Origin of the sequence: Streptomyces chartreusis NRRL 3882 (genome assembly GCF_900236475.1) — a bacterium.
In the GTDB taxonomy this organism is placed as follows: domain Bacteria; phylum Actinomycetota; class Actinomycetes; order Streptomycetales; family Streptomycetaceae; genus Streptomyces; species Streptomyces chartreusis_D.
Window position 1 is genome coordinate 4715241 of sequence record NZ_LT963352.1, and the last position, 25739, is coordinate 4740979.

General features: G+C 72.5%; 29 protein-coding genes and 1 tRNA gene. 12 read left to right on the top strand and 18 right to left on the bottom strand.

The features are described from left to right. Nucleotides 1-7: 7 nt before the first annotated feature. Nucleotides 8-496, bottom strand: a complete 489-nt coding sequence (locus tag SCNRRL3882_RS21200; protein ID WP_010032988.1) for a MarR family winged helix-turn-helix transcriptional regulator — start codon at nt 494-496, stop codon at nt 8-10. A 215-nt stretch (nt 497-711) separates the two neighbouring features. Between SCNRRL3882_RS21200 and SCNRRL3882_RS21205 the strand changes: the two genes are divergently transcribed. After that, the gene (locus SCNRRL3882_RS21205) at nt 712-906 is read left to right on the top strand and encodes a hypothetical protein (RefSeq protein ID WP_010032989.1); all 195 of its coding nucleotides are present in this window, start codon (nt 712-714) and stop codon (nt 904-906) included. Nucleotides 907-1280: 374 nt separating this feature from the next. Here the strand turns inward: SCNRRL3882_RS21205 and SCNRRL3882_RS21210 are convergent, their stop codons facing one another. The 8 genes from SCNRRL3882_RS21210 to SCNRRL3882_RS21245 all read right to left on the bottom strand — a co-directional run bounded on the left by SCNRRL3882_RS21210 (nt 1281) and on the right by SCNRRL3882_RS21245 (nt 6365). Next, on the bottom strand, nt 1281-2186 hold the full coding sequence (locus tag SCNRRL3882_RS21210; protein ID WP_010045122.1) for an RNA polymerase sigma factor SigF: 906 nt from the start codon (nt 2184-2186) through the stop codon (nt 1281-1283). Nucleotides 2187-2476: 290 nt separating this feature from the next. Then, nucleotides 2477-3343 (bottom strand): RNA polymerase sigma factor SigF, encoded by an 867-nt coding sequence (locus SCNRRL3882_RS21215; protein ID WP_173937271.1) that lies wholly within the window; start codon nt 3341-3343, stop codon nt 2477-2479. 179 nt (nt 3344-3522) lie between these two features. Further along, a complete protein-coding gene (locus SCNRRL3882_RS21220; RefSeq protein ID WP_010045118.1) occupies nt 3523-3816 on the bottom strand; it encodes a Dabb family protein in 294 nt (97 codons plus the stop codon). Continuing rightward, the gene (locus SCNRRL3882_RS41140) at nt 3816-3992 is read right to left on the bottom strand and encodes a hypothetical protein (protein ID WP_010045116.1); all 177 of its coding nucleotides are present in this window, start codon (nt 3990-3992) and stop codon (nt 3816-3818) included. Before SCNRRL3882_RS41140 ends, SCNRRL3882_RS21220 begins: the two co-directional genes overlap by 1 nt. An 83-nt stretch (nt 3993-4075) precedes the next feature. After that, nucleotides 4076-4160, bottom strand: a tRNA-Ser gene (locus SCNRRL3882_RS21230). A gap of 44 nt (nt 4161-4204) precedes the next feature. Beyond that, on the bottom strand, nt 4205-4636 hold the full coding sequence (gene tadA, locus SCNRRL3882_RS21235) for a tRNA adenosine(34) deaminase TadA (protein WP_010045115.1): 432 nt from the start codon (nt 4634-4636) through the stop codon (nt 4205-4207). A 587-nt stretch (nt 4637-5223) separates the two neighbouring features. Further along, nucleotides 5224-5760, bottom strand: coding sequence for a hypothetical protein (locus SCNRRL3882_RS21240; RefSeq protein WP_010045113.1), 537 nt, complete (start codon nt 5758-5760; stop codon nt 5224-5226). Nucleotides 5761-6035: 275 nt separating this feature from the next. Next, nucleotides 6036-6365 (bottom strand): hypothetical protein, encoded by a 330-nt coding sequence (locus SCNRRL3882_RS21245; protein ID WP_202458714.1) that lies wholly within the window; start codon nt 6363-6365, stop codon nt 6036-6038. Between the two features lie 132 nt (nt 6366-6497). Here SCNRRL3882_RS21245 and upp point away from each other — a divergent pair, with 132 nt between their 5' ends. After that, nucleotides 6498-7133, top strand: a complete 636-nt coding sequence (upp, locus tag SCNRRL3882_RS21250) for a uracil phosphoribosyltransferase (protein WP_010045108.1) — start codon at nt 6498-6500, stop codon at nt 7131-7133. 20 nt (nt 7134-7153) lie between these two features. On the opposite strand, the gene SCNRRL3882_RS21255 is transcribed toward upp, so the two are convergent. Both SCNRRL3882_RS21255 and SCNRRL3882_RS21260 read right to left on the bottom strand, forming a co-directional pair. Further along, on the bottom strand, nt 7154-7771 hold the full coding sequence (locus tag SCNRRL3882_RS21255) for a LytR C-terminal domain-containing protein (protein ID WP_010045106.1): 618 nt from the start codon (nt 7769-7771) through the stop codon (nt 7154-7156). Between the two features lie 121 nt (nt 7772-7892). Then, nucleotides 7893-8189: a type II toxin-antitoxin system VapB family antitoxin gene (locus SCNRRL3882_RS21260; RefSeq protein ID WP_003991361.1), complete on the bottom strand. Its 297-nt coding sequence runs from the start codon at nt 8187-8189 to the stop codon at nt 7893-7895. A gap of 106 nt (nt 8190-8295) precedes the next feature. Between SCNRRL3882_RS21260 and SCNRRL3882_RS21265 the strand changes: the two genes are divergently transcribed. Next, a complete protein-coding gene (locus SCNRRL3882_RS21265) occupies nt 8296-9897 on the top strand; it encodes a helicase HerA-like domain-containing protein (protein ID WP_010045104.1) in 1602 nt (533 codons plus the stop codon). 50 nt (nt 9898-9947) lie between these two features. Here SCNRRL3882_RS21265 and SCNRRL3882_RS41145 read toward each other — a convergent pair whose 3' ends face one another. From SCNRRL3882_RS41145 to SCNRRL3882_RS21280, 4 genes are all read right to left on the bottom strand, one after another. After that, nucleotides 9948-10103: a hypothetical protein gene (locus SCNRRL3882_RS41145; protein WP_173937272.1), complete on the bottom strand. Its 156-nt coding sequence runs from the start codon at nt 10101-10103 to the stop codon at nt 9948-9950. Between the two features lie 59 nt (nt 10104-10162). After that, nucleotides 10163-10501: a hypothetical protein gene (locus SCNRRL3882_RS21270; protein ID WP_029181539.1), complete on the bottom strand. Its 339-nt coding sequence runs from the start codon at nt 10499-10501 to the stop codon at nt 10163-10165. Nucleotides 10502-11729: 1228 nt separating this feature from the next. Then, nucleotides 11730-12323, bottom strand: coding sequence for an HhH-GPD-type base excision DNA repair protein (locus SCNRRL3882_RS21275; RefSeq protein WP_010045101.1), 594 nt, complete (start codon nt 12321-12323; stop codon nt 11730-11732). A 58-nt stretch (nt 12324-12381) separates the two neighbouring features. Next, nucleotides 12382-13104, bottom strand: coding sequence for a siderophore-interacting protein (locus SCNRRL3882_RS21280; protein ID WP_010045100.1), 723 nt, complete (start codon nt 13102-13104; stop codon nt 12382-12384). 80 nt (nt 13105-13184) lie between these two features. Between SCNRRL3882_RS21280 and SCNRRL3882_RS21285 the strand changes: the two genes are divergently transcribed. From SCNRRL3882_RS21285 to SCNRRL3882_RS21300, 4 genes are all read left to right on the top strand, one after another. After that, nucleotides 13185-15278 carry a penicillin acylase family protein gene (locus tag SCNRRL3882_RS21285; RefSeq protein ID WP_010045099.1) on the top strand — a complete coding sequence of 698 codons (2094 nt, stop codon included), beginning with the start codon at nt 13185-13187 and terminating at the stop codon, nt 15276-15278. Next, complete coding sequence (locus SCNRRL3882_RS21290) at nt 15271-15879, top strand: GNAT family N-acetyltransferase (RefSeq protein ID WP_010045096.1); 609 nt, start codon at nt 15271-15273, stop codon at nt 15877-15879. Before SCNRRL3882_RS21285 ends, SCNRRL3882_RS21290 begins: the two co-directional genes overlap by 8 nt. Beyond that, nucleotides 15876-16352 carry a cupin domain-containing protein gene (locus SCNRRL3882_RS21295; RefSeq protein ID WP_010045095.1) on the top strand — a complete coding sequence of 159 codons (477 nt, stop codon included), beginning with the start codon at nt 15876-15878 and terminating at the stop codon, nt 16350-16352. Before SCNRRL3882_RS21290 ends, SCNRRL3882_RS21295 begins: the two co-directional genes overlap by 4 nt. A 124-nt stretch (nt 16353-16476) precedes the next feature. Beyond that, a complete protein-coding gene (locus SCNRRL3882_RS21300) occupies nt 16477-18345 on the top strand; it encodes a copper resistance protein CopC (protein ID WP_010045094.1) in 1869 nt (622 codons plus the stop codon). Here the strand turns inward: SCNRRL3882_RS21300 and SCNRRL3882_RS21305 are convergent. Further along, a complete protein-coding gene (locus tag SCNRRL3882_RS21305) occupies nt 18245-19210 on the bottom strand; it encodes a DUF72 domain-containing protein (protein WP_010045092.1) in 966 nt (321 codons plus the stop codon). The two genes, SCNRRL3882_RS21300 and SCNRRL3882_RS21305, sit on opposite strands and share 101 nt — an antisense overlap. A 188-nt stretch (nt 19211-19398) precedes the next feature. Here SCNRRL3882_RS21305 and SCNRRL3882_RS21310 point away from each other — a divergent pair, with 188 nt between their 5' ends. Genes SCNRRL3882_RS21310 through SCNRRL3882_RS21320 form a run of 3 tightly spaced genes read left to right on the top strand, consistent with a single transcriptional unit; the run spans nt 19399 to nt 22886 of the window. Next, nucleotides 19399-21918, top strand: coding sequence for a SpoIIE family protein phosphatase (locus SCNRRL3882_RS21310; protein WP_010045090.1), 2520 nt, complete (start codon nt 19399-19401; stop codon nt 21916-21918). A 13-nt stretch (nt 21919-21931) separates the two neighbouring features. Further along, nucleotides 21932-22399 carry a DUF4383 domain-containing protein gene (locus tag SCNRRL3882_RS21315; RefSeq protein WP_010045088.1) on the top strand — a complete coding sequence of 156 codons (468 nt, stop codon included), beginning with the start codon at nt 21932-21934 and terminating at the stop codon, nt 22397-22399. A 19-nt stretch (nt 22400-22418) separates the two neighbouring features. Beyond that, nucleotides 22419-22886, top strand: coding sequence for an MSMEG_6728 family protein (locus tag SCNRRL3882_RS21320; protein WP_010045084.1), 468 nt, complete (start codon nt 22419-22421; stop codon nt 22884-22886). A 59-nt stretch (nt 22887-22945) separates the two neighbouring features. Here the strand turns inward: SCNRRL3882_RS21320 and SCNRRL3882_RS21325 are convergent, their stop codons facing one another. Continuing rightward, complete coding sequence (locus SCNRRL3882_RS21325; protein ID WP_010045083.1) at nt 22946-24079, bottom strand: ribonuclease H; 1134 nt, start codon at nt 24077-24079, stop codon at nt 22946-22948. 122 nt (nt 24080-24201) lie between these two features. On the opposite strand from SCNRRL3882_RS21325, the gene SCNRRL3882_RS21330 reads away from it, so the two are divergent. Together SCNRRL3882_RS21330 and SCNRRL3882_RS21335 are read left to right on the top strand one after the other, a co-directional pair. Continuing rightward, entirely contained in the window at nt 24202-24537 is a 336-nt protein-coding gene (locus tag SCNRRL3882_RS21330; RefSeq protein WP_010045082.1) for an ArsR/SmtB family transcription factor, read from the top strand. Then, on the top strand, nt 24537-25256 hold the full coding sequence (locus tag SCNRRL3882_RS21335; RefSeq protein ID WP_010045081.1) for a cation transporter: 720 nt from the start codon (nt 24537-24539) through the stop codon (nt 25254-25256). Before SCNRRL3882_RS21330 ends, SCNRRL3882_RS21335 begins: the two co-directional genes overlap by 1 nt. A gap of 14 nt (nt 25257-25270) precedes the next feature. On the opposite strand, the gene SCNRRL3882_RS21340 is transcribed toward SCNRRL3882_RS21335, so the two are convergent. Then, the gene (locus SCNRRL3882_RS21340) at nt 25271-25711 is read right to left on the bottom strand and encodes an ArsI/CadI family heavy metal resistance metalloenzyme (RefSeq protein WP_010045080.1); all 441 of its coding nucleotides are present in this window, start codon (nt 25709-25711) and stop codon (nt 25271-25273) included. Nucleotides 25712-25739 lie beyond the last annotated feature (28 nt).

Consider the following 25739-nt stretch of genomic DNA (forward strand, 5'->3'; position numbering starts at 1 on the left):
CCTTTTCTTACGTGCTTGCGGGTGTACGGGTGGTCTGTTCGACAGCGGGTGGTGCCGCCCGGGTCGCGGGCCGGCAGTCGAAGCTCTCCCTCAGCCGGGCCATCAGGTCGGTGAGCCGGCCGACGTCCTCGTCGGTCCAGTCGCTCAGGCGCTCGGCGAGGACCTCGGTGGTCCGCCGGGACAGCTCGTCGAGCTGTGCGTGGCCCGCGGGCGTGAGGCGCAGGATCCGGGAGCGCTTGTCCGCGGGGTCGGGGGAGCGTTCGATCCAGCCGCGCGCCACGACGTGCGCGACATGGCGGCTGGTGACCGACATGTCCACCGCGAGCAGCTCCGCGAGCTTGCTCATGCGCATGTCGCCGTGGCGCCCGAGGACGGTCAGGACGGCCGCCGACCCGCCGGGGCAGTCGGCCGGCATGATCCGGCCGAGCTCCCGCTTCACGGCGCCGAAGGCACTGAACTGGCGGACCAGCTCTTCGTACTGCGCCCTCTCGGCCATGACACCTCCCGCTTTCGTTGCTTTGGGCAACCATAGGAGCTGTTGGTTGCTGCAGGCAAATAAAAGTGGTGAGGAAGGTATAAAAACTTGGCAAAGGCAAGTATTGCGGTAGTAAATGTGCAGGTCGTGAGGCCGGGGGGAGGGGGCGGCTGGGACTGAACGGAATGCCAACCCCCACTTGGGGAGCCCCGGCGTTTTCGCTAGGGTCTCGGGCCATGGCTAACAACCAGGCCCCGCAGGGCAATCACGACCCCGCCGGCAGCACCCAGATGTTCCGCGCGTTCGTCGACGAGGCGCCGCAGGGGCGGCAGGCCGCGCCGACGAGTGGCGGGCCGCGTATCGGTCTCATCCTCGGCGTCGTCATCGCCGTCGCGGTGGTCGCGGCGGTGGCTTGGCTGGCCCTGGGGTGACGTCGGAAGCGCGCCAGCTTTCCTGAGCTCGGCGTTGCGGGGCGCTCGGCGTTGTCGCTGAGGCGCGGTGGGTCCGCAACCCGGCGGTACGGGGTGCCGCTGCGCCCACCCGTGCCGCCCTTAGCGGCACGGGTGGGCGCAGCTAAGGCGGCCCGCACCCGCGTACGCACGGAAGGGGACGTGTCGGGGTGTCCGCCCGCAGCGGTTGGCGCGTCAACGCCAGTCAGTCGGTATAGGGTCCCATCGCGCCGTTCCGAGACGGACACCCCCGGCGCGCAGGCGCGACACAAGCCCCCACACAGCCGCGCAGGCCGCCGCAGGCACCCGTCCACCGGCCGCAACCGGCGATCAGGTGCCTGCGGCGGGCGGCGCGCTCAGTCCGAGATGAGGCCTTCCCGCAGCTGCGCCAGTGTCCTCGTCAGCAGGCGGGACACGTGCATCTGCGAGATGCCGACCTCCTCGCCGATCTGCGACTGGGTCATGTTCGCGAAGAACCGCAGCATGATGATCCGCCGCTCACGAGGCGGCAGTTTGGCCAGCAGCGGCTTCAGCGACTCCCGGTACTCGACGCCCTCCAGGGCGCTGTCCTCGTACCCCAGCCGATCCGCCAGCGAGCCCTCGCCACCGTCGTCCTCAGGCGCCGGGGAGTCCAGCGAGGACGCCGTGTACGCGTTCCCCACCGCCAGCCCGTCGACGACGTCCTCCTCGGACACCCCGAGCACGGACGCGAGTTCGGTGACCGTCGGCGAGCGGTCCAGCTTCTGCGAGAGCTCGTCACTGGCCTTCGTCAGGGCCAGCCGCAGCTCCTGAAGCCGGCGCGGCACCCGCACCGACCACGACGTGTCGCGGAAGAACCGCTTGATCTCACCCACGACGGTCGGCATCGCGAACGTCGGGAACTCGACGCCCCGTTCGCAGTCGAACCGGTCGATCGCCTTGATCAACCCGATCGTGCCGACCTGGACGATGTCCTCCATCGGCTCGTTGCGGGAGCGGAAGCGCGCCGCCGCGTACCGCACCAGCGGCAGGTTGAGCTCGATCAGCGTGTCACGGACGTACGCACGCTCGGGGCTGTCCTCGTCGAGCGCGGCCAGCCGCAGGAACAGGGAGCGGGACAGGGTGCGGGTGTCGATGGCCCCCGTGGCCGGAAGCGCCGGGGCGGGCTCGGTCGCGAGCTCGGCCGGAACGTCGTCGATGGGGCCGAGTGAGTCGAGAGCATGGGGAGCTGTGTCGCTCTCCGCGAGCGTGAGCACCTTCGAGCTGCCCTGTTCTGCGGACATGCCACCCCCTTTGGGTCGCGGGACGGTCGCGGCGAACGCCCCCGTCTGAGGAACGCAGCCTTCACCTGAATACCGGAGCCGAAGCCCCGGCAAACGCGCTTCCCGCAGAATGTCACATGTCGGCAACACGCTGTAGTGACATGTCGACATCTGAGACGCGAATCCGCCCTGCAAGCAAGGGGTCTGACGCCTTTTCGGCCCGCAACTGTCGGGAACCGCCCTGATGAGCGATTCGCTCGCCAGGGTTATCACTCGCAACTGTTTGCGGTTACGCCCTGAGGGGGCTCACGCTACGCGTCGATCCGGTTCGCCGACCGCAACCGCTGGAAGCTACGCGCGAGTAGCCGCGAGACATGCATCTGCGAGACGCCGAGTTCCGCACTGATCTGAGACTGCGTGAGATTGCTGTAGTACCGCAGCAGCAGGATCCGCTGCTCCCTTTCCGGCAGTTGTACGAGCAGGTGCCGTACGAGGTCCCGGTGCTCCACCCCGTCCAGCGCGGGGTCCTCGTAACCGAGCCGGTCCAGCAGCCCCGGCATGCCGTCGCCCTCCTGCGCGGCCTCCAGCGAGGTCGCGTGATACGACCGCCCGGCCTCGATGCAGGACAGCACCTCGTCCTCGGTGATGCGCAGCCGCTCGGCGATCTCGGCGGTGGTCGGGGTGCGCCCGAACGCGGTCGTGAGGTCCTCGGTCGCGCTGTTGACCTGTACCCACAGCTCGTGCAGCCGGCGCGGCACATGGACCGTACGGACGTTGTCGCGGAAGTAGCGCTTGATCTCGCCGACCACCGTCGGCATCGCGAACGTCGGGAACTGCACGCCCCGGTCCGGGTCGAAGCGGTCGATGGCGTTGATGAGCCCGATGGTGCCGACCTGGACGACGTCCTCCATCGGCTCGTTGCGGGAGCGGAAACGGGCGGCCGCGTAGCGCACGAGCGGGAGATTGGCCTCGATGAGCGCCCCGCGCACCCGGTCGTGCTCCGGCGTCCCCGGCTGGAGCTCCTTGAGCTGAGCGAACAGGACCTGTGTGAGGGCTCGGGTGTCGGCGCCGCGGCTCCGCTGGGGAGCCGGCTCCGAGGACGGTGCCTGAGGTGCCGTATTGGCCAGCACGGTCAACTCCACCTCGTCATCCGTCAACCCGTCCGTCAACTCTTCCATCAAAAGCGGTCATAGCATCACAAGAAATGTGCACTGTGTGCAAGCACCCCATAACTACGTGTTGAGGGATGAAATGCCGCAAACGCGGCGCACCGCCATCGGTCGGCAACGGGTCCGGCAACGGGGACGACAACGTAAGAGCCCCCCGTCGAAACGACGGGGGGCTCGAAGCGGCGGGCTCAGAACTCGTAGTCGGCGATCACCCATGTGGCGAACTCGCGCCACAGCGCGACACCCGCCTGGTGGTCGGGATGCTCCACGTACCGGCGCAGCGCGTCCCTGTCGTCGAAGGCCGAGTTGATGGCGAAGTCATGGGCGATGGGACGGTCGCTGACGTTCCAGCCGAGCTCCCAGAAGCGGATCTCGGGGATCGTGCCGTCGAGGGCGCGGAAGGCCTCGACGCCCTTCACGACCCGCGGGTCGTCGCGCTCGACGCCCTCGTTCAGCTTGAAGAGGACCAGGTGGCGGATCATCACTTTCCTCCGTTGGCGACCCACGTGGCGAAGTCGCCGAGGGCCCGGGCGGCGTCCGATATGCCCTGGAACCCTATCTGGACGTAGTCCGCGGCCTTGGCCGGGTCCGTGATGATCACGTACAGCGCGAAGACCACGAGGACGTAGACGGCGACCTTCTTCGCGTTCACCGCCATCGCGGCCTCCCCTGTCACTGGTGTCCCATGCAGCGCACATGATCGCACGAAGGGCCCCGTCTGACGACGGGGCCCTTCTCCAGCGGTAGCGGAGGGATTTGAACCCTCGGTGACTTGCGCCACACTCGCTTTCGAGGCGAGCTCCTTCGGCCGCTCGGACACGCTACCGAGGGAGACCTTACAGCAAGGTGCGGCGTGCTTTGAAATCGGTATCAGCGGCCGCGGAAGAACTCGGTGAGGATCCGGGCGCACTCCTCGGCGAGCACGCCCTCGATCACCTCGGGCCGGTGATTGAGCCGTCGGTCGCGGACGAGGTCCCAGAGGGAGCCGGCCGCTCCGGCCTTCTCGTCGCGGGCGCCGTAGACGAGCCGGTCGACACGGGACTGCTGGATCGCGCCCGCGCACATCGTGCAGGGCTCCAGCGTCACCACGAGGGTGCAGCCGGCGAGCCGCCACCGGCCGAGTGCGGCCGCGGCCCGCCGGAGGGCGAGGACCTCAGCGTGGGCCGTCGGGTCACCGCCGGCCTCGCGCTCGTTGTGCCCGGCCGCGAGCACGGTGGTGCCGTCCGGGGCCAGTACGACGGCACCGACGGGGACGTCCCCGCCCCGGACGGCCTCACCGGCTTCGCCCAGGGCGAGCCACATCGCGGACCGCCAGGGGTCCCGTACCGGATCCGTCGGCCCTGGCGGTCCCGGAGGGTCCGCCGGTCCCGTTGGTCCCGGCGGCTCTGGCGGTCCCGGAGGTCGCGGCAGGCCCGGAGGCTGCGCCGGTCCCGGAGGTCCCGGAGGTTCCGGTGATCCCGGTGACTCCGTCGGTCCCGGAGGTCCCGGAGGTTCCGGTGATCCCGGTGACTCCGTCGGTCCCGGAGGTCCCGGAGGTCCCGGAGGTTCCGGTGATCCCGGTGACTCCGTCGGTCCCGGAGGTCCCGGAGGTTCCGGTGATCCCGGTGACTCCGTCGGTCCCGGAGGTCCCGGAGGTTCCGGTGATCCCGGTGACTCCCTCGGTCCCGGAGGTCCCGAATGTGCCCGAGATCCCAGCGACTCCGCCGGTCCCGGAGGTCGCGGGAGGCCCGGAGGCTCCATCGGTCCCGTCGGTCCCGAAGGTTCCGGCGATCCCGGCGACTTCCCTCGTCCCGGCAGCTCCGGAGGTCCCGGCAGCTCCGGAGGTCCCGGCAGCTCCGGAGGTTCCGGAGGTTCCGGAGGTTCCGGTGGTCCCGGGGTGGTGCGAGCGGTCAGCGGACGGTCTCCAGGGTCTCCGAGGCGCCGAGGGCCTCGGCGATCTCCGTGACGGCGTCCGTCGCCAGCGAGCGCAGCTCCTTCTCGCTCACGCCGAGGTCGTCCAGGATCTGGGCGTCGCCGACCGGGCCGTGCGGCACGGCCTCGCCGGCTCCGGCGACCGCGTCGCCGTCGTCGGCCTCGTCGTCGTCGGACTCACCGTCCTCGGTGCCGTCGAGGTCGAGGGCGTCCAGGTCGTCCCCGTCGTCCGGATCGCGTCCGAGCAGCTCGTCGGTGAGCAGGATCTCGCCGTAGCTGCTGCGGGCAGCGGCGGCGGCGTCCGAGACGTAGATACGAGGGTCGTCCTCGCCGTCCACGCGGACGACGCCGAACCAGGCGTCCTCCTGCTCGATGAGCACGAGCACCGTGTCCTCGTCGGGGGAGGCTTCACGGGCCAGGTCGGCCAGATCCGACAGGGTTTCCACATCGTCGAGCTCTGTGTCGCTCGCTTCCCACCCGTCTTCGGTGCGCGCGAGCAGTGCGGCGAAGTACACCGTGACTCTCCCACTGGTCATAGGCGTGCCGGTTGGGGGTCCCCCCGGCGGAGGTTGCGGGCGGGGAGTGCTCGTCCGAGCCCCACCCACTCGGAATCGTGGCAGAAACAAGGCGTTCAGGGGACGTCTTCGGCTCCCTGTGTCCGGCAGTTTTGATCGCACGCTCGTTGCCGCCACCTGCGGATCGTACGCGGCTTTCCCCCGCTCCACGCACGGCCACCTCGACAACGTCCGCGTGGTTCGTGATCTTCCCCGGGGGTTTCCTCACCCGTTTCCTACCAGCGGAACGTGCGCATGCGCATCGCGTGCCGCAGCCGGGCCGTCTTGGCGCGGCGCGGCTGCACACGGTCGCGCAGCTCCCGTGCCTCGGCCAGATCGCGCAGGAACCGGGCGCGCCGCCGCCGGCGCTCGGCGTCGGACTCGTCGACCCCGTCGGCCCCGCCCCACGGGCCAGTCGCGCCATTGGCGTCGGCCTGCTCGGGCTGGACGGCCCGGGCGGTCTCGCCGGTCCTGCCGGCCCCGCCGGTCGCGGTCTGGTACGTCCCCGCGGCCGTCGCGGGCCGTGCGCGCGGCGACGGATCGTCTCGGGAATCCCGGTCGGGCATCAGGCTCACCACCCCCAGTCCGTCCTTCCCACTTTCCCCCGGACGGGCGGTTTGACGCCAGCGAACGGGTGACGGGCGTGCGGCGGGCTTGCCGTGCCGCCGGGGTCGGCGGGCCCGGTTACTGTTGTCGACATGCGTCTCCACGTCGTCGACCACCCCCTGGTCGCCCACAAGCTCACCACGCTGCGCGACCAGCGCACCGACTCCGCGACCTTCCGCCGTCTGGCCGACGAGCTGGTCACCCTGCTCGCCTACGAGGCCACGCGCGACGTGCGCACCGAACAGGTCGACATCCAGACGCCGGTGGCCACGACCACGGGCGTCAAGCTGTCCCACCCGAGGCCGCTGGTGGTGCCGATCCTGCGGGCCGGGCTCGGCATGCTGGACGGCATGGTCCGGCTGCTGCCGACCGCCGAGGTGGGCTTCCTCGGCATGATCCGCAACGAGGAGACGCTCCAGGCCTCCACGTACGCCACGCGCATGCCGGAGGACCTGTCGGGCCGTCAGGTGTACGTCCTGGATCCGATGCTCGCCACCGGCGGCACGCTGGTCGCGGCGATCCAGGAGCTGATCCGGCGCGGCGCCGACGACGTGACCGCCGTGGTGCTGCTGGCCGCGCCGGAGGGCGTCGAGGTCATGGAGCGCGAGCTGGCGGGCACCCCGGTGACGGTCGTGACCGCGTCGGTCGACGAGCGCCTGAACGAGCACGGCTACATCGTGCCGGGCCTCGGCGACGCGGGGGACCGGATGTACGGGGCGGCCGAGTAGGCCGTTCGGAGCTGCTCTGCTCAGCAGCCCTTCTTCGACGACGGCGCCGGCTCGGGCCTGGCCAGCTTGGTCAGGGCCCGGTCGGCGTCCGGCTTCTTCGCCAGCTCCGTGAAGGCGTCGCCGATGACGAGGTCGAGAGCGGCGCCCTTGCGGGCCGCGTCGGTACGCCGTTCGGCGTCCGGGAGCTGGGTGCCGAGCACCGGCAGCGAGGTGTCGAGGGCGGCGGCGGGGCCGAGCAGCACGCCGGGGCCCTTGACCTTCTTGTCGTACTGCTTCGTCGCGTTGCCCACGTCGCCGATCTTGAAGCCGCGCTTCTTCAGCTCGTCGGCGGTCTTCTTCGCCAGGCCGCTGCGGGTGGTGGCGTTGAACACGTTGACCGTGATCGTGCGGGGTTCGGGCAGGGCCTTGGTGCTGGGCGAGGGGCTCGCCTTGGTCTCGGCGGCACAGTCCGTCCCGCCGCCTACCGCCGAGGCCGATCTGCCGCCGCCGGTGAAGACGTCGACGAGCTGCAACGTGCCCCAGCCGCCCACGCCGAGCACGGCGGCGGAGGCGACGGCCAGGACGACGAGCCTGCCGCGCCGCCGGGGCCGGCGCATCCGCGGGTACTTGTTTCCCTTGATGCGGTATTCGCCGCCCATGCCGGGGGGAGTCAGCATGCTCATGAGCGCAGCGTAGTGCGCCTGGGCGACGATGCCTACTAGATGATCATTCGACGTCGCCCAGCAGAACCCGAAAGGGCCAACCCGTGACCTGCGGGGGTCAGTCGAGTTCGAGCACGCGCGCGTGCAGCACCTGGCGCTGCTGGAGCGCCGCCCGCACCGCGCGGTGCAGGCCGTCCTCCAGGTACAGGTCGCCCTGCCACTTCACGACGTGCGCGAAGAGGTCGCCGTAGAACGTCGAGTCCTCGGCGAGGAGCGTCTCGAGATCGAGCTGCTGCTTGGTCGTCACGAGCTGATCGAGGCGGACCGGGCGCGGCGCGACGTCCGCCCACTGCCGGGTGCTGTCCCGGCCGTGGTCGGGGTACGGCCGGCCGTTTCCGATGCGCTTGAAGATCACACGGAAAGCCTACCGGGCAGGACCTTCCGGGCGCAGCCGTGGCGACGGAGTGCGACGCTGAAAAAAACCCCACAAGGCGGTACGAACCGGGAACAGGGGCGTGAATATGCCGGATCGCGAGACCATGCCGCCGACCGCTGCGCCCGAGGTGTCCGCCCGCGCCGCCGCCCTTCCCCAGGAGGCCCTGCGGATCGCCTCCGGCTACGCCTTCTCCGGCCCGGCGCTGCATCTGGGCGCCCTGCTGTGGGACGGGCAGTGCCTGCCGGACGCGCAGATCCGGGTGCCGCTGGCGATGCTCAACCGCCATGGTCTGGTCGCGGGCGCCACCGGCAGCGGCAAGACCAAGACGCTCCAGCTGGTCGCCGAGCAGCTGTCCGCCCAGGGCGTGCCCGTCTTCCTCGCCGACATCAAGGGCGATCTCTCCGGGATCGCCGCGCCGGGCCGCCCGGACGCCCGGGTCGAGGTCCGGGCCGGGGATGTCAACCAGACGTGGACCGCGACCGGCTTCCCCGCCGAGTACTACGCACTCGGCGGCATCGGCCAGGGCATCCCGGTCCGGGCGACGGTCACCGGCTTCGGCCCGGTGCTGCTGGCCAAGGTGCTGCGGCTGAACCGGACCCAGGAGCAGTCCCTCGCGCTGATCTTCCACTACGCCGACAGCAAGGGCCTGGAGCTGGTCGACCTCAAGGACCTCAGGGCGGTCGTGACCTTCCTGACCTCGGACGAGGGCAGGCAGGAGCTGAAGACGATCGGCGGTCTCTCGGCGGCCACGGCCGGGGTGATCCTGCGGTCCCTGACGGCCTTCGAGGCGCAGGGCGCGTCGGGGTTCTTCGGCGAGCCGGAGTTCGACACGGCCGAGTTGCTGCGGACGGCGCAGGACGGGCGCGGCGTGGTCTCCGTGCTGGAGCTGAGCGCCGTGCAGGACCGGCCGCAGTTGTTCTCGACCTTCCTGATGTGGCTGCTCGCCGACCTCTTCCACGATCTGCCCGAGGTCGGCGACGTCGACAAGCCCCGGCTGGTCTTCTTCCTCGACGAGGCGCACCTGCTCTTCGACGACGCCTCCGAGGCGTTCCTGGAGTCGATCACACAGACCGTGCGCCTGATTCGCTCGAAAGGGGTCGGCGTCTTCTTCGTGACGCAGACCCCGAAGGACGTACCCGCAGACGTCCTCGCGCAGCTCGGCAACCGCGTCCAGCACGCGTTGCGCGCCTTCACGCCCGACGACCAGAAGGCCCTGAACGCCACGGTGAAGACCTTCCCGAAGTCGCCCTACGACCTGGAGGAGGTCCTGACCGGCCTGGGGACGGGCGAGGCGGTGGTGACGGTGCTGAGCGAGAAGGGGGCGCCCACCCCTGTCGCCGCGACCCGGTTGCGGGCGCCCGAGTCCCTGATGGGGCCGGTGGGGAAGGAGGCGCTGGACCGGCCGGTAGAGGGGTCGCCGCTGTACGAGCGGTACGCACGGGCCGTGGACCGGGAGTCGGCGTACGAGCGGCTGGGGGGTGGCCGGGGGGCGAAGGGGCCCGACGAGATGCGGGACGCCGCCGCGCCGGAACGGCGTGCGCAGGAGGGGCCGTCCGTGGTGGAGCAGGTCGTCGGGAGCGGCGTGTTCAAGTCGCTGGCCCGGTCCGTGGGGACGCAGATCGGCCGGGAGATCACACGGTCGCTGTTCGGGACGGCCCGGCGTCCGGGGCGGCGGAGGCGTCGCTAGTCCGTCGCCTCCGTCGCCTCCGTCGCCCCCGCCGCCACGGCGGCCTCGGATCAGCCGCGTTCCCTGTCCTTCGGGGGCTGCTGTCGCTGCTGTCGCTCCCGTGTCTCCGGCCTGGGCTGGGGGTGGGGCCGGGGCGGCTTGGGCGCGTTGCGGACGGCCTCGGCGCGCAGGAGGGCGCGCAGGACCGCGTAGGGGTCTTCGAGCATGGCTGTGTTCCTCGTTCCGTCTTGCTGCGTACGGGCTGATGGACCGGTGTCCGGTCCCGTCAGCAGCGCAGGACCTCGGAACGCAGGGGACGAGGGTCGTGACGCGGGCCCGACGGCACGGGCGCGGCATGCGGAGTGCCGTGTGCGGGCCCGGGGCCCGGGAGAGGGGCGGAGCGCAGGGGGACGGCGGTGCGCCGCGTGCCCCGGGCCGGTGGGCGGGGGGCGGTGTCGACGACATCGCACTCGACGGCCGTGCTCTCCCCGGAGACGATGGCCGTCGGCCCTGCGTGCGCCTCGGCGTGCGCGCCGGGCACGAGCAGGGCGAGCAGCAGGACGAGCACCCGGGCACATGTGTTCCGGCGGGTGCCGCGACGGGCCGGCTGCGGTGCGGCGTTCACGGGAGGTGGTTCCCCGTCATCGGTACGCCGTGCATCCCACCGGCTGCGAGTTCCGCTCGCTCGGCGTACGACGCCCCGGGATGCGCAGGGCTGTGACGTGGGGCTCCAAGCCCAGGGGCGGGCCGGGCACGTGACCGGGAGGGGCCGCGGTCCGGTCCCCAGGGGGAGCCGCTCGGTGGCTCGGTCATGATCCATGCTCGGCCCGACCGCGCGGAGCCCGCCACCTGGGACGGACCGGACGGCTGATGCCTGCGGGCTGGGCGGGTGTGGGGCGGACGCTTGCTGGCCGGGCGGAGCACGGGGCTGGCGCCCGCTGCTGCGGCCAGCCCTCGTGGCTGGCGCCTGCGGCTTGGAATGGGCTGCCTGGCTGACGCCCCCGCTTGGGCGCGTGTGTGGCGGGCGCATGCCGACTGGCCCCGGTCATGGGGCTGGCTCCCGCCGTTGGGACCGGGTCGTGTGGCCGGCGCTCGGGGGTTGGGCTGTGCCGTGCGGCCGGCGCCTGCGGCTTGGACGCGTGTGTGGCTTGGGCTTGCAGGCTGGGCCTGGTCACCCGGCTGACGACCGTCGTCGGAGGTGCGCCGCCGCGCGGTAGATGTCCGGCTTGGGTGTGCCTGTGGTTGGCGTCCGTCGTGGGCGTCCGGTCACTCCGGCGGGGGCTCGCTGTTCGGGGTGGGCCCGGGTGGTTGGTGCCTGCCGGTGGGGCCAGTCCGTGTGGCTGTTGTCCGTGGCTGGGTGTGCCTGTGGTTGGCGTCCCTTGTGGGCGTCCGGTCACTTCGGCGGGGGCTCGCTGTTCGGGGTGGGCCCGGGTGGTTGGTGCCTGCCGGTGGGGCCAGTCCGTGTGGCTGTTGTCCGTGGCTGGGTGTGCCTGTGGTTGGCGTCCCTTGTGGGCGTCCGGTCACTTCGGCGGGGGCTCGCTGTTCGGGGTGGGCCCGGGTGGTTGGTGCCTGCCGGTGGGGCCAGTCCGGGTGGCTGTTGTCCGTGGCTGGGTGTGCCTGTGGTTGGCGTCCGTCGTCGGTGGTGCAGTCCGGCGGGCGCTGGCTGTTCGGGGTTGGCCGGGTGGTTGGCGCCTGCGGCTCGGGTCGGGTGGCCGGTGCCCGTCGTTGAGGACGCGCCTGTGGCTGGCGCCAGTTGCTTGGGCGGGCCGCGGGTGCTGGTGCCCTCGGCTCGGGTCGGGCCGCGGGGCCGGCGCACCGCCGGGGCCGTGGCTGGGTCCGGCCCCGGCCGTGCGCTACTTGCCCGTCGTCTTCGCGGCCTTGGCTGCCGCCTTCATTTCCTGCTTGTGTGCTCGTACCTTCGCCAGTGACTCGGGGCCGGTGATGTCGGCGACCGAGCGGAAGGACTTCGGCTCGCCGTAGGAGCCCGCCGCCTCTCGCCAGCCCGTCGGCTGCACCCCGAGTTGCTTGCCGAGCAGGGCGAGGAAGATCTGGGCCTTCTGCTTGCCGAACCCGGGCAGCTCGGCCAGCCGCTTCAGCAGTTCCTTGCCGGTGGCGGCGTCCTTCCAGACGGACTCGGCGTCACCGTCGTAGTGCTCGACGAGGTACTGGCACAGCTGCTGGATCCGCTTGGCCATGGAACCGGGGTAGCGGTGCACCGCCGGTTTCCGGGAGAGCAGCGCGGCGAAGGCCTCGGGGTCGTGCACGGCGATCTCGTGCGCGTCCAGGTCGTCCGCGCCGAGCCGCTGGGCGATGGTCGCCGGACCCTTGAACGCCCACTCCATCGGGATCTGCTGGTCCAGCAGCATGCCGATCAGCGCGGCGAGCGGACTGCGCCCGAGCAGCGCGTCGGCCTCGGGGTCCTGGGCGAGGTGAAGAGTGACGTCCATGACCCGATCATCCCCCGGCCCGGTCCCGACCGCGTCCGGAGACCGGCCCGCCCGGTACCTACGTGGCCCGCCAGTACCCCAGCGCGTGTACCCGCTGCTTGGGCAGGCCCAGTTCCCTGCGGACGTAGGCCGACAGGGCGCGAGTCGTCGCCGTGTCGCAGGCGATCCAGACGTACGGGTCGGACGTGCCCTGGAGCAGGCCGGGCAGGTCCGCCTTCACCTGCTCGACCAGGTGCGCGCCGGAGTCCTTGCGCGGCACCTTGCGTAGCTCGTGCCGGGCCGGGTCGGTGCGGAACGGCAGCTCGTCGTCGCCGCCCTCGAACCACACGGTGGCCGGGGCGGAACCGAGCGCGTCCAGCAGGGAGTTGATGGCCGGCAGCGAGGCCGGGTCGCCGACGGCGAAGACGTGCGAGGGGCCGGGTTCCGGGCGTTCGAAGCCGGTGCCCTGGACCGTCGCCTCGATGGTGTCGCCCGGCTTCGCCGCCCTGGCCCAGTCGCTGGCGCAGCCCTCGTGCAGGGCGAACTCCAGGCTGAACGTCCCGGCCGCCGGGTCCGGGTCGACCAGGGTGTAGGCCCGCTGGTGGGGCTTGCCCGCGTTGTCGAACCACAGGCGGACCCACATGGTCGGGTGCACACCGGTCGCCACGAGCAGACCGCCGTCGGTGAAGCGCAGCCGCCGGTAGTCGGGGGTGACGTCCTCCGCGTCGGTCACGGTGCACACGAAATCCTTCGCGCGCAGCAGCCTGAGGACCGCGCCCTCCCAACCCCGCCCCTGCCCCATCCGGTATTCACCCTTCGCGTACGATTTCCGCCACAGTTCTGACTTAGGCAAGGCTAACCTAAAGGAAAGTGGGGCACAGCGTGGCCACCGAGATCCATCGCGACGCCTGGGGCATTCCGCATCTGCGCGCGGGCAGCGCGGCCGAACTCGCCCACGCCCAGGGCCTCGTCACCGCCCGCGACCGGGCCTGGCAGCTGGAGATCGAGCGGCACCGGGCCCAGGGCACCTCGGCGTCCTTCCTCGGCGAGACCGCCCTGGCCTGGGACCGGTTCGCCAGACGCGCCAGACTCGACGACACCGCCAGACGCTGTTTCGCGGACCTGGAGAGACGGGACCCGGAGACGGCGGACTGGCTGCGGGCGTACGTCGACGGGGTCAACGCCGGACTGGCGGCCGGCGCCGACGCGGCCCCCGAGTTCGCCCGCACCGGCCTCACCCCCGGCCCCTGGCACCCCTGGACCCCGCTCGCCGTCTGGCTCGCCACCCACATCCTCTTCGCGGGGTTCCCGGCCAAGCTCTGGCGTGAGCAGGTCGCGGCCCACCTGGGCGCGGACGCCGTCAACCTGTTCGCCACCGACGGCCCCGCCACCTCCGGCAGCAACGGCTGGCTGGTGAGCGGCGAGCGGACCGTCACCGGGCAGGCGGTCATCGCCGGCGACCCCCACCGCTGGATCGAGGACCCGGGCGTCTACCAGCAGATCCACCTGTCCTGCCCGGAGTTCGACGTCGTCGGCCTGGCCGTCCCCGGCGTCCCCGGCATCGCCCACTTCGGGCACACCGGCACGGTCGCCTGGGCCATCACCAACGCCATGGCCGACTACCAGGACCTGTACCGGGAGCGGCTGCGGCGCACCGGCGCCGGGGTGGAGGCCCTCGGCCCGGACGGGGTCTGGCACCGGGCGGCCCGGCACACGGAGGTCGTCGAGGTGGCGGGCGAGGAGCCGGTCGAGGTCGAGGTGATCGAGACCGACCGGGGCCCGGTGGTCATCGGCGGTCCCGAGGGGCTCGACGGCGACCCGGCCGATGCCTCCGGCGCACCCGTGGCGATCAGCCTGCGCTACCCGCCCCGCGTCACCGGCGACCTGGGCTTCGGCGCCCTGCTGCCGCTGCTGCGGGCCCGCCGGGTCGCCGATGTGGACCGGGCGTTCGACCGGTGGGCCGAGCCGGTCAACGTCGTCCAGGCCGCCGACACCGAGGGCGGTGTCCTGCACCGCGTCGCCGGGCGGGTGCCGCTGCGCGCCGAGGCCGCCCGCCTGCGCCTGGTGCCCGCCTGGGAGCCCGGCCACGCGTGGCAGGGCTGGCAGGAGATGCCCCGCGCCGGGCTCGTCGACGGCGTCGCCGTCATGGCCAACCAGCGCGGCCCGGCCGAACCCCTCGGCGTCGAGTTCGCCCCGCCGCACCGGGCCGACCGCATCACCACGCTGCTCGCCGGGCAGGAGCGCTGGTCCGCAGCCGACATGCCCGCGATCCACACGGACACCCACCTCGCCTCCGCGTCCCCCCTCCTGGACCACCTCCGGGCCCTCGACGCCCTCACCCCCGAGGCCTCCGCCCTGCGCGACCGCCTCCTCGGCTGGAACCGCCGCATGGACGCCGACAGCGCCGACGCGGCCCTCTACTCGGCCGTGCGCGGCGCGGTCGTACGGCGGCTGGCGGCGCACCCCGCCTTCGCCGCACTCGCCACACCGCCGGCGTACCCGGAGGTGTTCCAGCCCTGGCTCGCCCTCCTCCCCCGCGTGGGCTTCGCCCTCGAACACCTGCTGCGGGCCGAGGAGCTGTACGGAATCGACCGCCCGTCGGCCGTCCGCGCGGCGGTCGAGGAGGTGGCCGCCCGGCCACCCGCCGGTGTCTGGGGCGACACCCACCGGCTCGCCCCCTGGCGGGCGCTGGAGCCGGAGACGCCGTACGACGAACCGGGGCTGTCCGGCGACCACGACTGCGTGCTGTGCACCTCGGGCGTGCCGGGCCTCACCGACCGGGCAGCGCGTGGCCCGGCGGCCCGGTACGTGTGGGACCTGGCCCGGCGTGCGGACAGCCGCTGGGTCGTGCCGCTCGGCGCCTCGGGCGTCCCCGGCTCGGCCCACCACCGCGACCAGCTACCCCTGTGGCTCGCGGGCGACCTCGTCCCGGTCGTCACCGACTGGACCCTGCTGAAGAAGGAGACCGATGTCTGACCCGTACGCCTCCCGCGCGGCCGTCCACGAGCAGGTGACCGACGGCTTCGGCACCGTCCGTGTCCTGCCGCTGGACCCGGAGGCCGACGCCGGGACGGTCCACCGCTGGGTGAGCGAGGACCGGGCCGCCTTCTGGGGCATGACCGGCCTCACCGAGCGGCAGGTCGCCGAGGTCTACGCCCACATGGACACGCTCACCACCCACCACGCCTTCCTCGTCGTCCGCGACGGCGAGCCGGTCGCCCTCCTGCAGACCTACGAGCCCGAGGCGGACCGCGTCGGCGAGTGCTACGACGTCCGCCCCGGCGACATCGGCGTCCACCTGCTGCTCGCCCCCGCCGGGCCGGGCGGCGCGCGCTCCGGCTGGACCGCGCACCTGGTGACCGCGATCGCCCGGTACGTCCTGCTCGGCCTGGACCGCCGGCGGGTCGTGGTCGACCCGGACGTCCGCAACGAGAAGGCGGTCACCCGTTTCCTCAAGCTGGGCTTCGCGGCGGGGCCGGTGGTCGTCCTGCCGGAGATCGACCTGCCGGACGTGTACCTGCCCGAGAAGAAGGCCCAGCTCGCCTTCCTCGACCGCGGGATACTCTTCCCCGGGTGACGCCCGACGACCTCATCGCCCACTACGGCCTCGAGCCGATCCCCCGCGAGGGCGGCCTGTTCCGCCAGACCTGGGCCGGTCCCGAACGCCCCGACGGCAGACCGGAGGGCACGGCGATCGTCGCGCTCCTCACGGCGGAGGACTTCTCCGCCCTCCACCGCCTGCCGACCGACGAGATCTGGCACTTCTACCGGGGCGATCCCCTGGAGCTCCTGCTCCTCGCCCCGGACGGCGGCACGCGGACGGTGGTGTTGGGACCGGACGTCCTCGGCGGCCAGCACGTCCAGTTCACGGTCCCGGCGGGCACGTGGATGGGCGGCAGGGTCCGCGAGGGCGGCTCGTGGACCCTGTTCGGCTGCACGATGGCTCCCGGTTTCACGTTCCAGGGTTACGAGCACGGGGACGCGGCGGAGCTGACGGCGCGCTATCCGGGGGAGGCGGACAGGATCGCGGGGCTGTCCCGGCACTTCTAGGCACACCCCCCACCCGGTGAGCGCTGCACGTTTTCCGTCCGTACATAACCGGGAGCCGTACAGCCCGACCCCGGAGACCCACGTGGAGCGCAATGTCGGACACCCCCGGCGATTCCAAGCCCTGGTGCTGCTCGGCACCGTGCTGGTACTGCTCCTCGCAGGAGCAGCCCCCGCCTCGGCCCACGCGGCCCTCCGCACCACCGACCCCGACGACGGATCCGTCGTCCAGCGTGCCCCCCGCCACCTCACCCTGACCTTCACCGAGTCCGTCGGCCTCCTCGACGACTCCTTCCGGGTCTTCGGCCCGGACCAGCGCCGCGTGCACACCGGCGAGGCGCAGCACGCGGACGGCCGTTCCGACACGGCCAGGGTCGGACTGCCCGGGAAGCTCGCCCGGGGCACCTACACGGTGGCCTGGCGGGTGGTGTCCGCCGACAGCCACCCGGTCTCCGGGGCGTTCACCTTCTCCGTCGGCAAGCGGTCCGCGACGACCGCGCAGGTCGACACCGGCCCGGACGAGGATCCGCTGACCGGCGGCCTGTACGACGCCGCCCGCTATCTCGCCTACCTCGCCGCCGCGCTGCTCGTCGGCACGGTGGCGTTCGCGCTGCTGTGCCGGCCCGCGGACAGGTCCCCGCTGCGCAGACCGCTGGTGGCGGCCTGGTGGACCCTGCTCGGTTCGACGGTCGTCCTGCTGATGCTGCGCGCCCCGTACGAGACGGGCGCGGGCCCGGCCACGGCCTTCGACCTCTCCGCCCTCGAACGCACCCTGACCAGCCGCCCGGGCCTGGCCCTGCTCGCCAGGCTGGCCGTCCTCCTGCTGACCGCCGCCTTCCTGCTCCGGCTGCCCCGGCACCGCGACCGCCAGGAGCCCGTGATGCGGGCGGTGGGCGCGGCCCTGGCCGTCGCCCTGGCGCTGACCTGGGCCGCGGCCGAGCACGCCTCCGCCGGGATCCAGGTCCCGCTGGCGATGACGTCGTCCGTGCTGCACCTGGTGGCGACGGGCGTCTGGCTCGGCGGCCTCGTGGCGCTGCTCCTGACCCTGCGCCGGGCCTCCGTCGACGCCCTGACGGAGGTCGTGCCCCGCTTCTCCCGGATCGCCTTCACGTCGGTGACCGTCCTGGCCGTCACCGGCCTCTACCAGTCCTGGCGCGGCCTCGGCTCCCTCGGCGCGCTGACCGGCACGTCGTACGGCCGGCTGCTGCTCGCCAAACTGGTCGCGGTGACCGCGCTGTTGCTGGCGGCCGGGTACTCACGCCGGTGGACGGCCCGCCTCGCGGCACCGGCCGCCGCCGCCCGGACGGCCGTACCGGAACGGGTCCCGCAGCCGGTCGGCGTGGGCGCGCGGGCCCAGTCGGAAGGGCCGGGGGAGCCCGCGGCAGGGGCCGCGGAACCGGAGGAGACCAAGGAGACGGAGGAGAGGCAGGAACCGGAAGCGGCGGAGAAACCGGAGGGGCCGTCGGAGCCGGCTCCCGAGTCCGGCGACGCGGACACCCGGCGTCGCGGTCTGCGCCGCTCCGTCCTCGTCGAAGTCGCCGTCGCCGCCGTGGTGTTGCTGATCACGACACTGCTCACCGCCACACTGCCGGGCCGTGCGCAGGCCGAGGCCGCGCAGCGAACTCCGGCGGGCGCGCTGCCGCCCACGACCCTCACCACGGTGCCCTTCGACACGGGCGGAAGCACCGGCACCCTGTCCGGCCGCGGCACGGTGCAGGTCACCCTGGACCCGGCCCGCGTCGGTGAGAACGGCGTCCAGGCCGTGGTCTACGGCGCCGACAAGGGTCTGATCGTCGTCCCCGAGGTCCGCATCACCTTCACCCTCCCCTCCCGGAAGGTCGGCCCGATCGACGCCGGACTCACCGACGTCGGCGGCTACTGGAGCGCCAACTCCGTCAACCTGCCCCTCGCCGGGACCTGGACGATGAAGACGACCGTGCGGGTGTCGGACGTGGACCAGGTGACGGTCGAGAAGCAGGTGCGGATCGTGCCCTAGGCAGCCTCGCCGCCGGCGGGTCGCCGTCGAGGAGCCGGGTCATGCACTCGGCGGCACGGACGGCGGCATCGCCGCAGCAGTTGTTGAACAGGACGTGCACCTGTTCGGTCCGCTCGGCCAGCCGGCGCACGCGGGGCAGCCACTCGGCGAGTTCGTCCTCGCCGTACCCGTACCGGAACCGGTCCTCCTTGCTGCCGGTCCCCCAGGCGGTGCTGCGTCCGTGGAACCGTACGACGGACAGCCGGGGCGAGGTGACGGGCGTGACAGGTGGCATCGAGGAGGGCAGCGTCTGCGTCATGTCGACGGCGACCGCGGCCATGCCGTACCGGGTGAGCAGGGCGCACGTCGCCTCCGCTCGGCCCGGCTCCCACCACGAGGGGTGCCGGAACTCCACGGCGACGGGCCACCCGCGCGTCCGCTCGGCGCACTCGTGGAGGAACGCCTCCGCCCGCTCCCCGGGCCGGAACCACGGCGGGAACTGGAACAGCACGCTCCCGAGCCGCCCGGTCCGCCGCAGCGGCTCGATCCCGGCCACGAACCGCGCCCACACCTCGTCGAGCACGGCGGGGTCCCGGTGATCGGCGGGCAGCCCGGCCGGCATCGCCGCCTCCCTGGTGGGGTGCCCGGTCAGCAGCGAGAACGCCTTCACGTCGAACGCGAACCCGTCCGGTGTCCGCTCGGCCCACAGCCGGCTGTTCCGCTCGCTCGGCAGCGCGTAGTACGAGGCGTCGACCTCGACGACCGGGAACCGCTCGGCGTAGTGCCGTAACCGCCCCTCGGCGTCCCGCCGCCCCACCGGATACCAGCCGCTGCCGACCAGGGCCCGGTCCGTCCAGGAGCACGTGCCCACCAGGATCTCGCCCATGGGGGACCGGTTACCCGGGCCGGGCTGCGGCAGGCTCCCGGCCGGGCCTTGGCGGCACGGTAAGAACTGCCACAATAGGGGTAATCAGGGCATGAGCCCCATACATCTGGGATCGATCCAGGATCACTGCTGAATCTCAGGATCGGCGCTGATTCTCCTCCAGAGCCTCCAGAGCGAGATGACCGATCATGGAGCAGCCCGTCACCGCCGGCCGAGCCGGCCGGTCGCGCGGAACGGAAACCGAATCCTCCGAAGCCCTCGCGGATCTCGCGGACCTCGTCGGCGAGCCCCTGACCGCCCGCGTCACCCTCGACGAGCAGGGCAGGGTGACCGGCTGGAACACGGGCGCCGAGCGGCTCCTCGGGTACCCGGCCCGGCAGATGACCGGACGCCGCGCCGCGGATCTGCTGGCCGAGCCGATCCCGGTCCGGGGCGGCCTGCCCACGCTCTCCGGACTGCCCCGGTGGAACGGCGACGTCGCGCTCCGCCACCACGACGGCCGGAAGCTCACCGTCAGTGTCCTCGCCCACCACAGGGCGCCCGGCACCGGCGACCCCGCATGGCTCCTCCTCTCCGCCCTGACCCGCCGGCAGCCCCGGCCCGCCCTCGACGAATCCCTCGTGAGCTGGAGCTTCACCCAGTCCCCGTGCTGCGCCCTGGCGATCTACGACACCCGGCTCCGGCTCCGGCGGGCCAACGAGGGCATGGAGCGGGCCATGGCGCTCACCGAGGAGGAGATGCTGGGCCTGCGCGTGTCCGAGATCGTCGACAACGAGGCCGGTGAGCGGGCGGAACGCAGCATGGCCAGGGTGCTGCGGACCGGCGAGCCGCAGTACGAGGAGAACTATCTGCGCGCCCCGGGCGAGACCCGCGAGCACGCCTGGTCGGTCTTCGAGTCCGCGCTGCGGGACGCCGAGGGCACGATCCAGGGCGTCTGCCTCTCCGCGCACGACATGTCGGAACAGTTCTGGGCCCGCAAGCGGCTCCAGCTGATCGCCGAGGCCGGCCGGCGCATCGGCGGCACGCTCGACGTGCGGCGCACGGCCCAGGAGCTGACGGACGTGACCGTCCCGGCCCTGGCCGACTTCGTCAGCGTCGATCTGCTCGCCGCGCTGGACGACGTACCCGAACCGCCCGCCCAGGTCCTTCCGGCGGACGGCCCGTTGCTGCTGCGGCGGGCGGCGCTGCGGTCCGTGACCCCCGGGGCCCCGGAGGCGGCCGTGGCGGCCGGCCAGGTGGACTCCTACCCGGAGGGCTCGGCGCCCTACGAGAGCCTGCGCGCGGGACGCGCCACCCTGCACGAGGTGACCGACCCGGCGTTCACGGCGTGGCTCGCGCACGACCCGGAGCGCGCCGCGCGGATCAGGGCGTTCGGCATCCACTCGGTGATGACCGTGCCGCTCGCCGCCCGCGGCATCACGCTGGGAGTCGCGTTCTTCCTCCGGTACCGCAACCCCGAGACCTTCCGGCACGACGACCTGGTCCTGGCCGGGGAACTGGCGGCCCGGGCCGCGGTCAGCATCGACAATGCCCGCCGCTACACGCTGGAGCGCGCCACGGCCGTCACGCTCCAGCGCAGCCTGCTGCCGCAGCGGCTGCCCCGGCAGGCGGCGGTCGAGGTCGCGTCCCGCTATCTGCCGACGGGCGGGCACGCCGGTGTCGGCGGCGACTGGTTCGACGTCATCCCCCTCTCCGGGGCGCGGGTGGCCCTGGTCGTCGGCGACGTCGTCGGCCACGGCCTGCACGCCTCCGCGACCATGGGCCGGCTGCGCACGGCCGTACGCACCCTCGCCGACATCGACCTGCCGAGCGACGAGCTCCTCACACACCTGGACGACCTCGTCGTCCGGCTGAACGTGGAGGGGGAGGACGGGGAGGGCGCGGAGACCTCCGGGGACGTGGGCGCGACCTGCCTGTACGCCGTGTACGACCCCGTGTCGCGGCGCTGCTGCTTCGCCGCGGCCGGGCATCCGATGCCGGCCGTGGTGCGGCCCGACGGGAGGGTCGAGCTGGTCGACCTGCAGGCCGCGCCCCCGCTCGGCGTGGGCGGCCTGCCCCACGAGGCCACCGAGGTCGTCCTGCCCGAGGGCAGCCTGATCGTCCTCTACACCAACGGCCTGGTCGTGAACCGGGACCGGGACCCCGACGCCGGCGTCCACCGGCTGCTCGAGGCCCTCGCCCGCCCACAAGCTCTCGGCTTCGTTCGAGCAGGGGGCACCCCCGTGGCGCCCTCGCTGGACGCCCTGTGCGACACCGTGCTGGCCGACCTGCTGCCGCAGCGCCCGGCCGACGACGTGGCCCTGCTCGTCGCCCGCACCCGCGCGCTCGACGCGAGCCAGGTCGCCACCTGGGCGGTGCCGGACGACCCGTCCGCGGTCGCCCAGACCCGCAAGGACGTGGTGGCGCAGCTGGAGAGGTGGGGGCTGTCCGACGCGGCCTTCGTCACCGAACTGGTCGTCAGCGAACTCGTCACCAACGCCATCCGGCACGCGGGGCCGCCGATCCAGCTCCGTCTGATCCACGACAACACCCTGATCTGCGAGGTCTCCGACGGCGGCAACACCGCTCCCCACCTGCGGCGCGCCCGCGGTTACGACGAGGGCGGGCGCGGTCTGCTCCTCGTGGCCCAGCTGACCGCGCGCTGGGGCACGCGCCAGGGCCCCACGGGCAAGACCATCTGGGCGGAACAGACCCTGCCTCCCCAGTGAGGATCCACCGGCCATGACCACACACCCTTCCCACCGGGCCGCCGCGGCGCCCGTGCAACGGGCCGCCCAGCTGGTGGGCTTCGTCTTCCTCCTGGTCGGCGTGCTGGGATTCATCCCCGGCGTCACCACCGACTACGGCTCGATGGAGATCGCCTCCCACGAGTCGGGCGCCGAGCTGCTGGGCGTGTTCCAGATATCGGTCCTGCACAACCTCGTGCACCTGGTCTACGGTCTGATCGGCCTGGCCCTCGCCGGCACGGCCGCCGGTGCGTACTCGTACCTGCTCGTCGGCGGCGCCGTCTACCTGGTGCTGTGGGTCTACGGCCTGTCCGTCGGCAACGACAGCGACGCCAACTTCGTCCCCCTCGACACCGCGGACGACTGGCTGCACTTCGCGCTGGGCGTCGCGATGATCGCCCTGGCTCTGGCCCTCGGCCGCCGCCGCCCGAGCGGCACCCCCCGCACCGGCGCGGAGCGGTAGGCACCCAGGACGGGACGGCGTGCAGACCTTCCTCCCCTACCCCGGCTTCCGGGACTCGGCCCTGGTCCTGGACCGCCGCCGGCTCGGCAAACAGCGGGTCGAGGCGCTGCAGGTGCTGCGCGGCCTGGTCGTACCGGGGTACGGCTGGCGCCACCACCCGGCGGTCCGGATGTGGGCCGGATACGAGGAGGCACTCGTCCGGTACGGCCTGGAGATCTGCCGCGTCTGGCGCGAACAGGGCCACCAGGACAGCTGCGCGGCCACCCTGGTCGCCGACCTCGCGGCGATCCGCCCGCACGCCCCGGTCCGCGACCAGCACGTCCTGGCGGTCGAGGGCGAACTGCCCCCTTGGCTGGGCGACGCCCGCTTCCACCACAGCCACCGCTCGGCCCTCGTCCGCAAGGACCCCACCACCTACGCGGCCCTGTTCCCCGGAGTCCCGGACGACCTGCCGTACGTGTGGCCGGCGTCGGACCGGTCGGCGTAGCTGATCGCGCTCGCGATCTGGCCACGCGGGTCGGACGACACCGAGAACTGACCCGGTTCCTACGGATCCCCGCTGACCACCTCGACGAGTCTCCACTGCCCCCGTACCTTCACCGCGGACAGCAGGATCCGCCAGCCGGTCCGGGCCTGGGCGGCGATCTCGGGGCGGACCGGGACCGGGCCCACCACCGGGCAGTCGTCCTCGTCGTATCCGTCGTGGTCCTTGAACGTGAGGGACCTGCCGGCCACTTCCGCGATCGTCAGGTACTGGCAGTCGACGCTCTCCTCGACGCGGGAGCGGTCGGGCCAGGGCACGAGATCGTCGTCGCCGAACGCGTCGACGAACTCCTTGAGGCAGGCCCGCTCGTCCACGGTGATGTCGATGTCCTCCAGGCGGTCCCGGGCCGCGTCGGCGTCGACGTGGCCGTTCGCGACCAGCCAGTTCAGCAGGTCCGTCACCACGCGTTTCGCCGCCCGGAGTTCGTGGGGCGACGCGTGCTGCTTGTGGGGCAGGGTGCTGCTGAAGAAGGGGCCCAGCTCATCGACGATCTCGGCGGGCGCCATCTCGGTGAACGGCGTGTCGCCGTACCAGCCGATACTGAAACGCAGCGTCGAGATGACGTCGTCGGCGGCCTCGAACGCGTGCATGTCGTCCCACCGCTCGGCCAGGAACCGCGCCACCGCGACGGCCAGTGTGTTCCCCTCGCCCTGCGCTCCCGCCCTGACCGCCTCGCCTCGGTGCTGGTGAAAAGCCAGTTCGGCGGCCAGGTCGCAGGGCCCCTCGGCCGCCCACTCGTCGTACGCGTCGCCTTCGCCGTCCCCGTCGTACTCGCTGTCCTCGTCGTCCACGCCGGCCCAGGAGCCGGGCTCCGTCCATTCGACGTGGTGCCGGGCGAGCAGCGGACGCAGCCTCTGCCACAGGTCCGGCTCGTCGGGCGGGCGGCGCTTGGCGCGCTTCTCGTGCAGGGCCTCGTCGGCCACGCAGATCCGTACCCGCGACGGGCGGGTCAGCGCCGTGAGCCCTTCCACGACGGCCGTCAACGCCATCCGGTGGGACGTCACGCCGGTGCCGTTGCCGCTGCCGCTCATCTCGCGCTGGTGAGCTCCGTACGTCAGGACCGCAGCCCACCCGCCGTATCCGTCCTCGCACTTCCCGGCCGCGTGCAGCACGACCTCCGCCGAGGCAAGACCCATTCGCCCTCCCGAAGCGCGCCGAGACGACGCGATGATCTCACCGCGACGCATCCGGTGGAAGAAGGCGGGCTGGTCGATGATCCACGGTTTCCTGAATTCAGGAATCCATGTACTCTCGCGCTGTGCTGACTCTTGCCCCCGACATCGAAGTGCTGGCCCGCTTCGGCCGCGCGCTCGCGGATCCGATCCGCTGCCGCATCCTGCTCGCGCTGCGCGAGGCCCCGGTCTACCCCGCCGATCTCGCCGACACCCTCGGCATCTCGCGCACCCGGCTCTCCAACCACCTCGCGTGCCTGCGCGACTGCGGACTGGTCGTCACCGTGCCCGACGGCCGCCGTACCCGCTACGAACTGGCCGACGAGCGTCTCGGTCACGCGCTGGACGACCTGCGTGCGGCCGTGGTCGCCGTCGAGACCGACCGCACCTGTGCGGAGGCCGGCGACAAGGGCTGCTGCTGATGACCGCGACATCCCTCGGGCCTTCCCCGGCCCGCCGGGACGTGCTCGCCCGTCGGATACGTCTGCTGGTCACGGCGACGATCACCTACAACGTCATCGAGGCGGTCGTCGCCATCACCGCCGGCACTCTCGCCTCCTCGACCGCCCTGATCGGCTTCGGCCTGGACTCGGCCATCGAGGTCTCCTCCGCCGCCGCGGTGGCCTGGCAGTTCTCCGCCCGCGAGCACGCCGTGCGCGAGGCCCGGGAGAAGACGGTCCTGCGGATCATCGCGGTGTCGTTCTTCGCGCTCGCCGCCTACGTCACCGTCGACGCCGTCCGCGCGCTGACCGGGGCCGGGGCGGGGGAGGCGGAGCGTTCCCTTCCCGGCATCGTGCTCGCCGCCCTCTCCCTCGCGGTCATGCCGTTCCTGTCAGCGGCCCAACGCCACGCGGGCCGTGAACTCGGCTCCGCCAGCGCGGTCGCCGACTCCAAGCAGACGCTGCTGTGCACGTACCTCTCAGCAGTGCTCCTGGTCGGCCTGGTGCTCAACGCCACCCAGGGGTGGTCGTGGGCCGACCCCATCGCCGCCCTCGTCATCGCGGCCATCGCCCTCAAGGAGGGCCGCGACGCCTGGCAGGGCAAGGGCTGCTGCGCGCCGTCGGTTCCCGCCGCGCCGGTCATCGGTGCTGACGCGGACGGTGTGTGCGGCTGTCGCCCGGGCTGCGACTGCTGCAACTGACCGTCCGCAGACGCTCAGAGGCCACCGGGTCCGACCGAGGCCGGCTCGCTGCAGCAGGTGCTGTCCTGCTGCCTGGCCGGCGAGTCGGCGTCGGCCTTGACGACGTACACCTCCCAGGGTTCCTGGCCGGGGCCGTGGACCCAGACCTTGTCCTGGACGGCGTAGCAACAGGTCGTGTCGTTCTCCACGTCGGTGGTCAGGCCCGCCTCGCCCAGGCGGGCGGTGGCGGCGTGCACCGCCTCGGTCGTCTCGACCTCGACGCCGAGGTGGTCCATGCGGGTCGTCTCTCCTGCGGTGCCCTCGATGAGAACGAGCTTCAGCGGCGGCTCGGCGATGGCGAAGTTCGCGTAGCCGTCGCGGAGTTTGGCGGGCTCCGCACCGAAGAGCTTCGTGTAGAAGGCCACGGATTCGGCGAGGTCGGGGACACGGAGGGCGAGCTGGACACGGGACGTCATGGCGGAACCTCCTGGAGTGGGCGGGGAG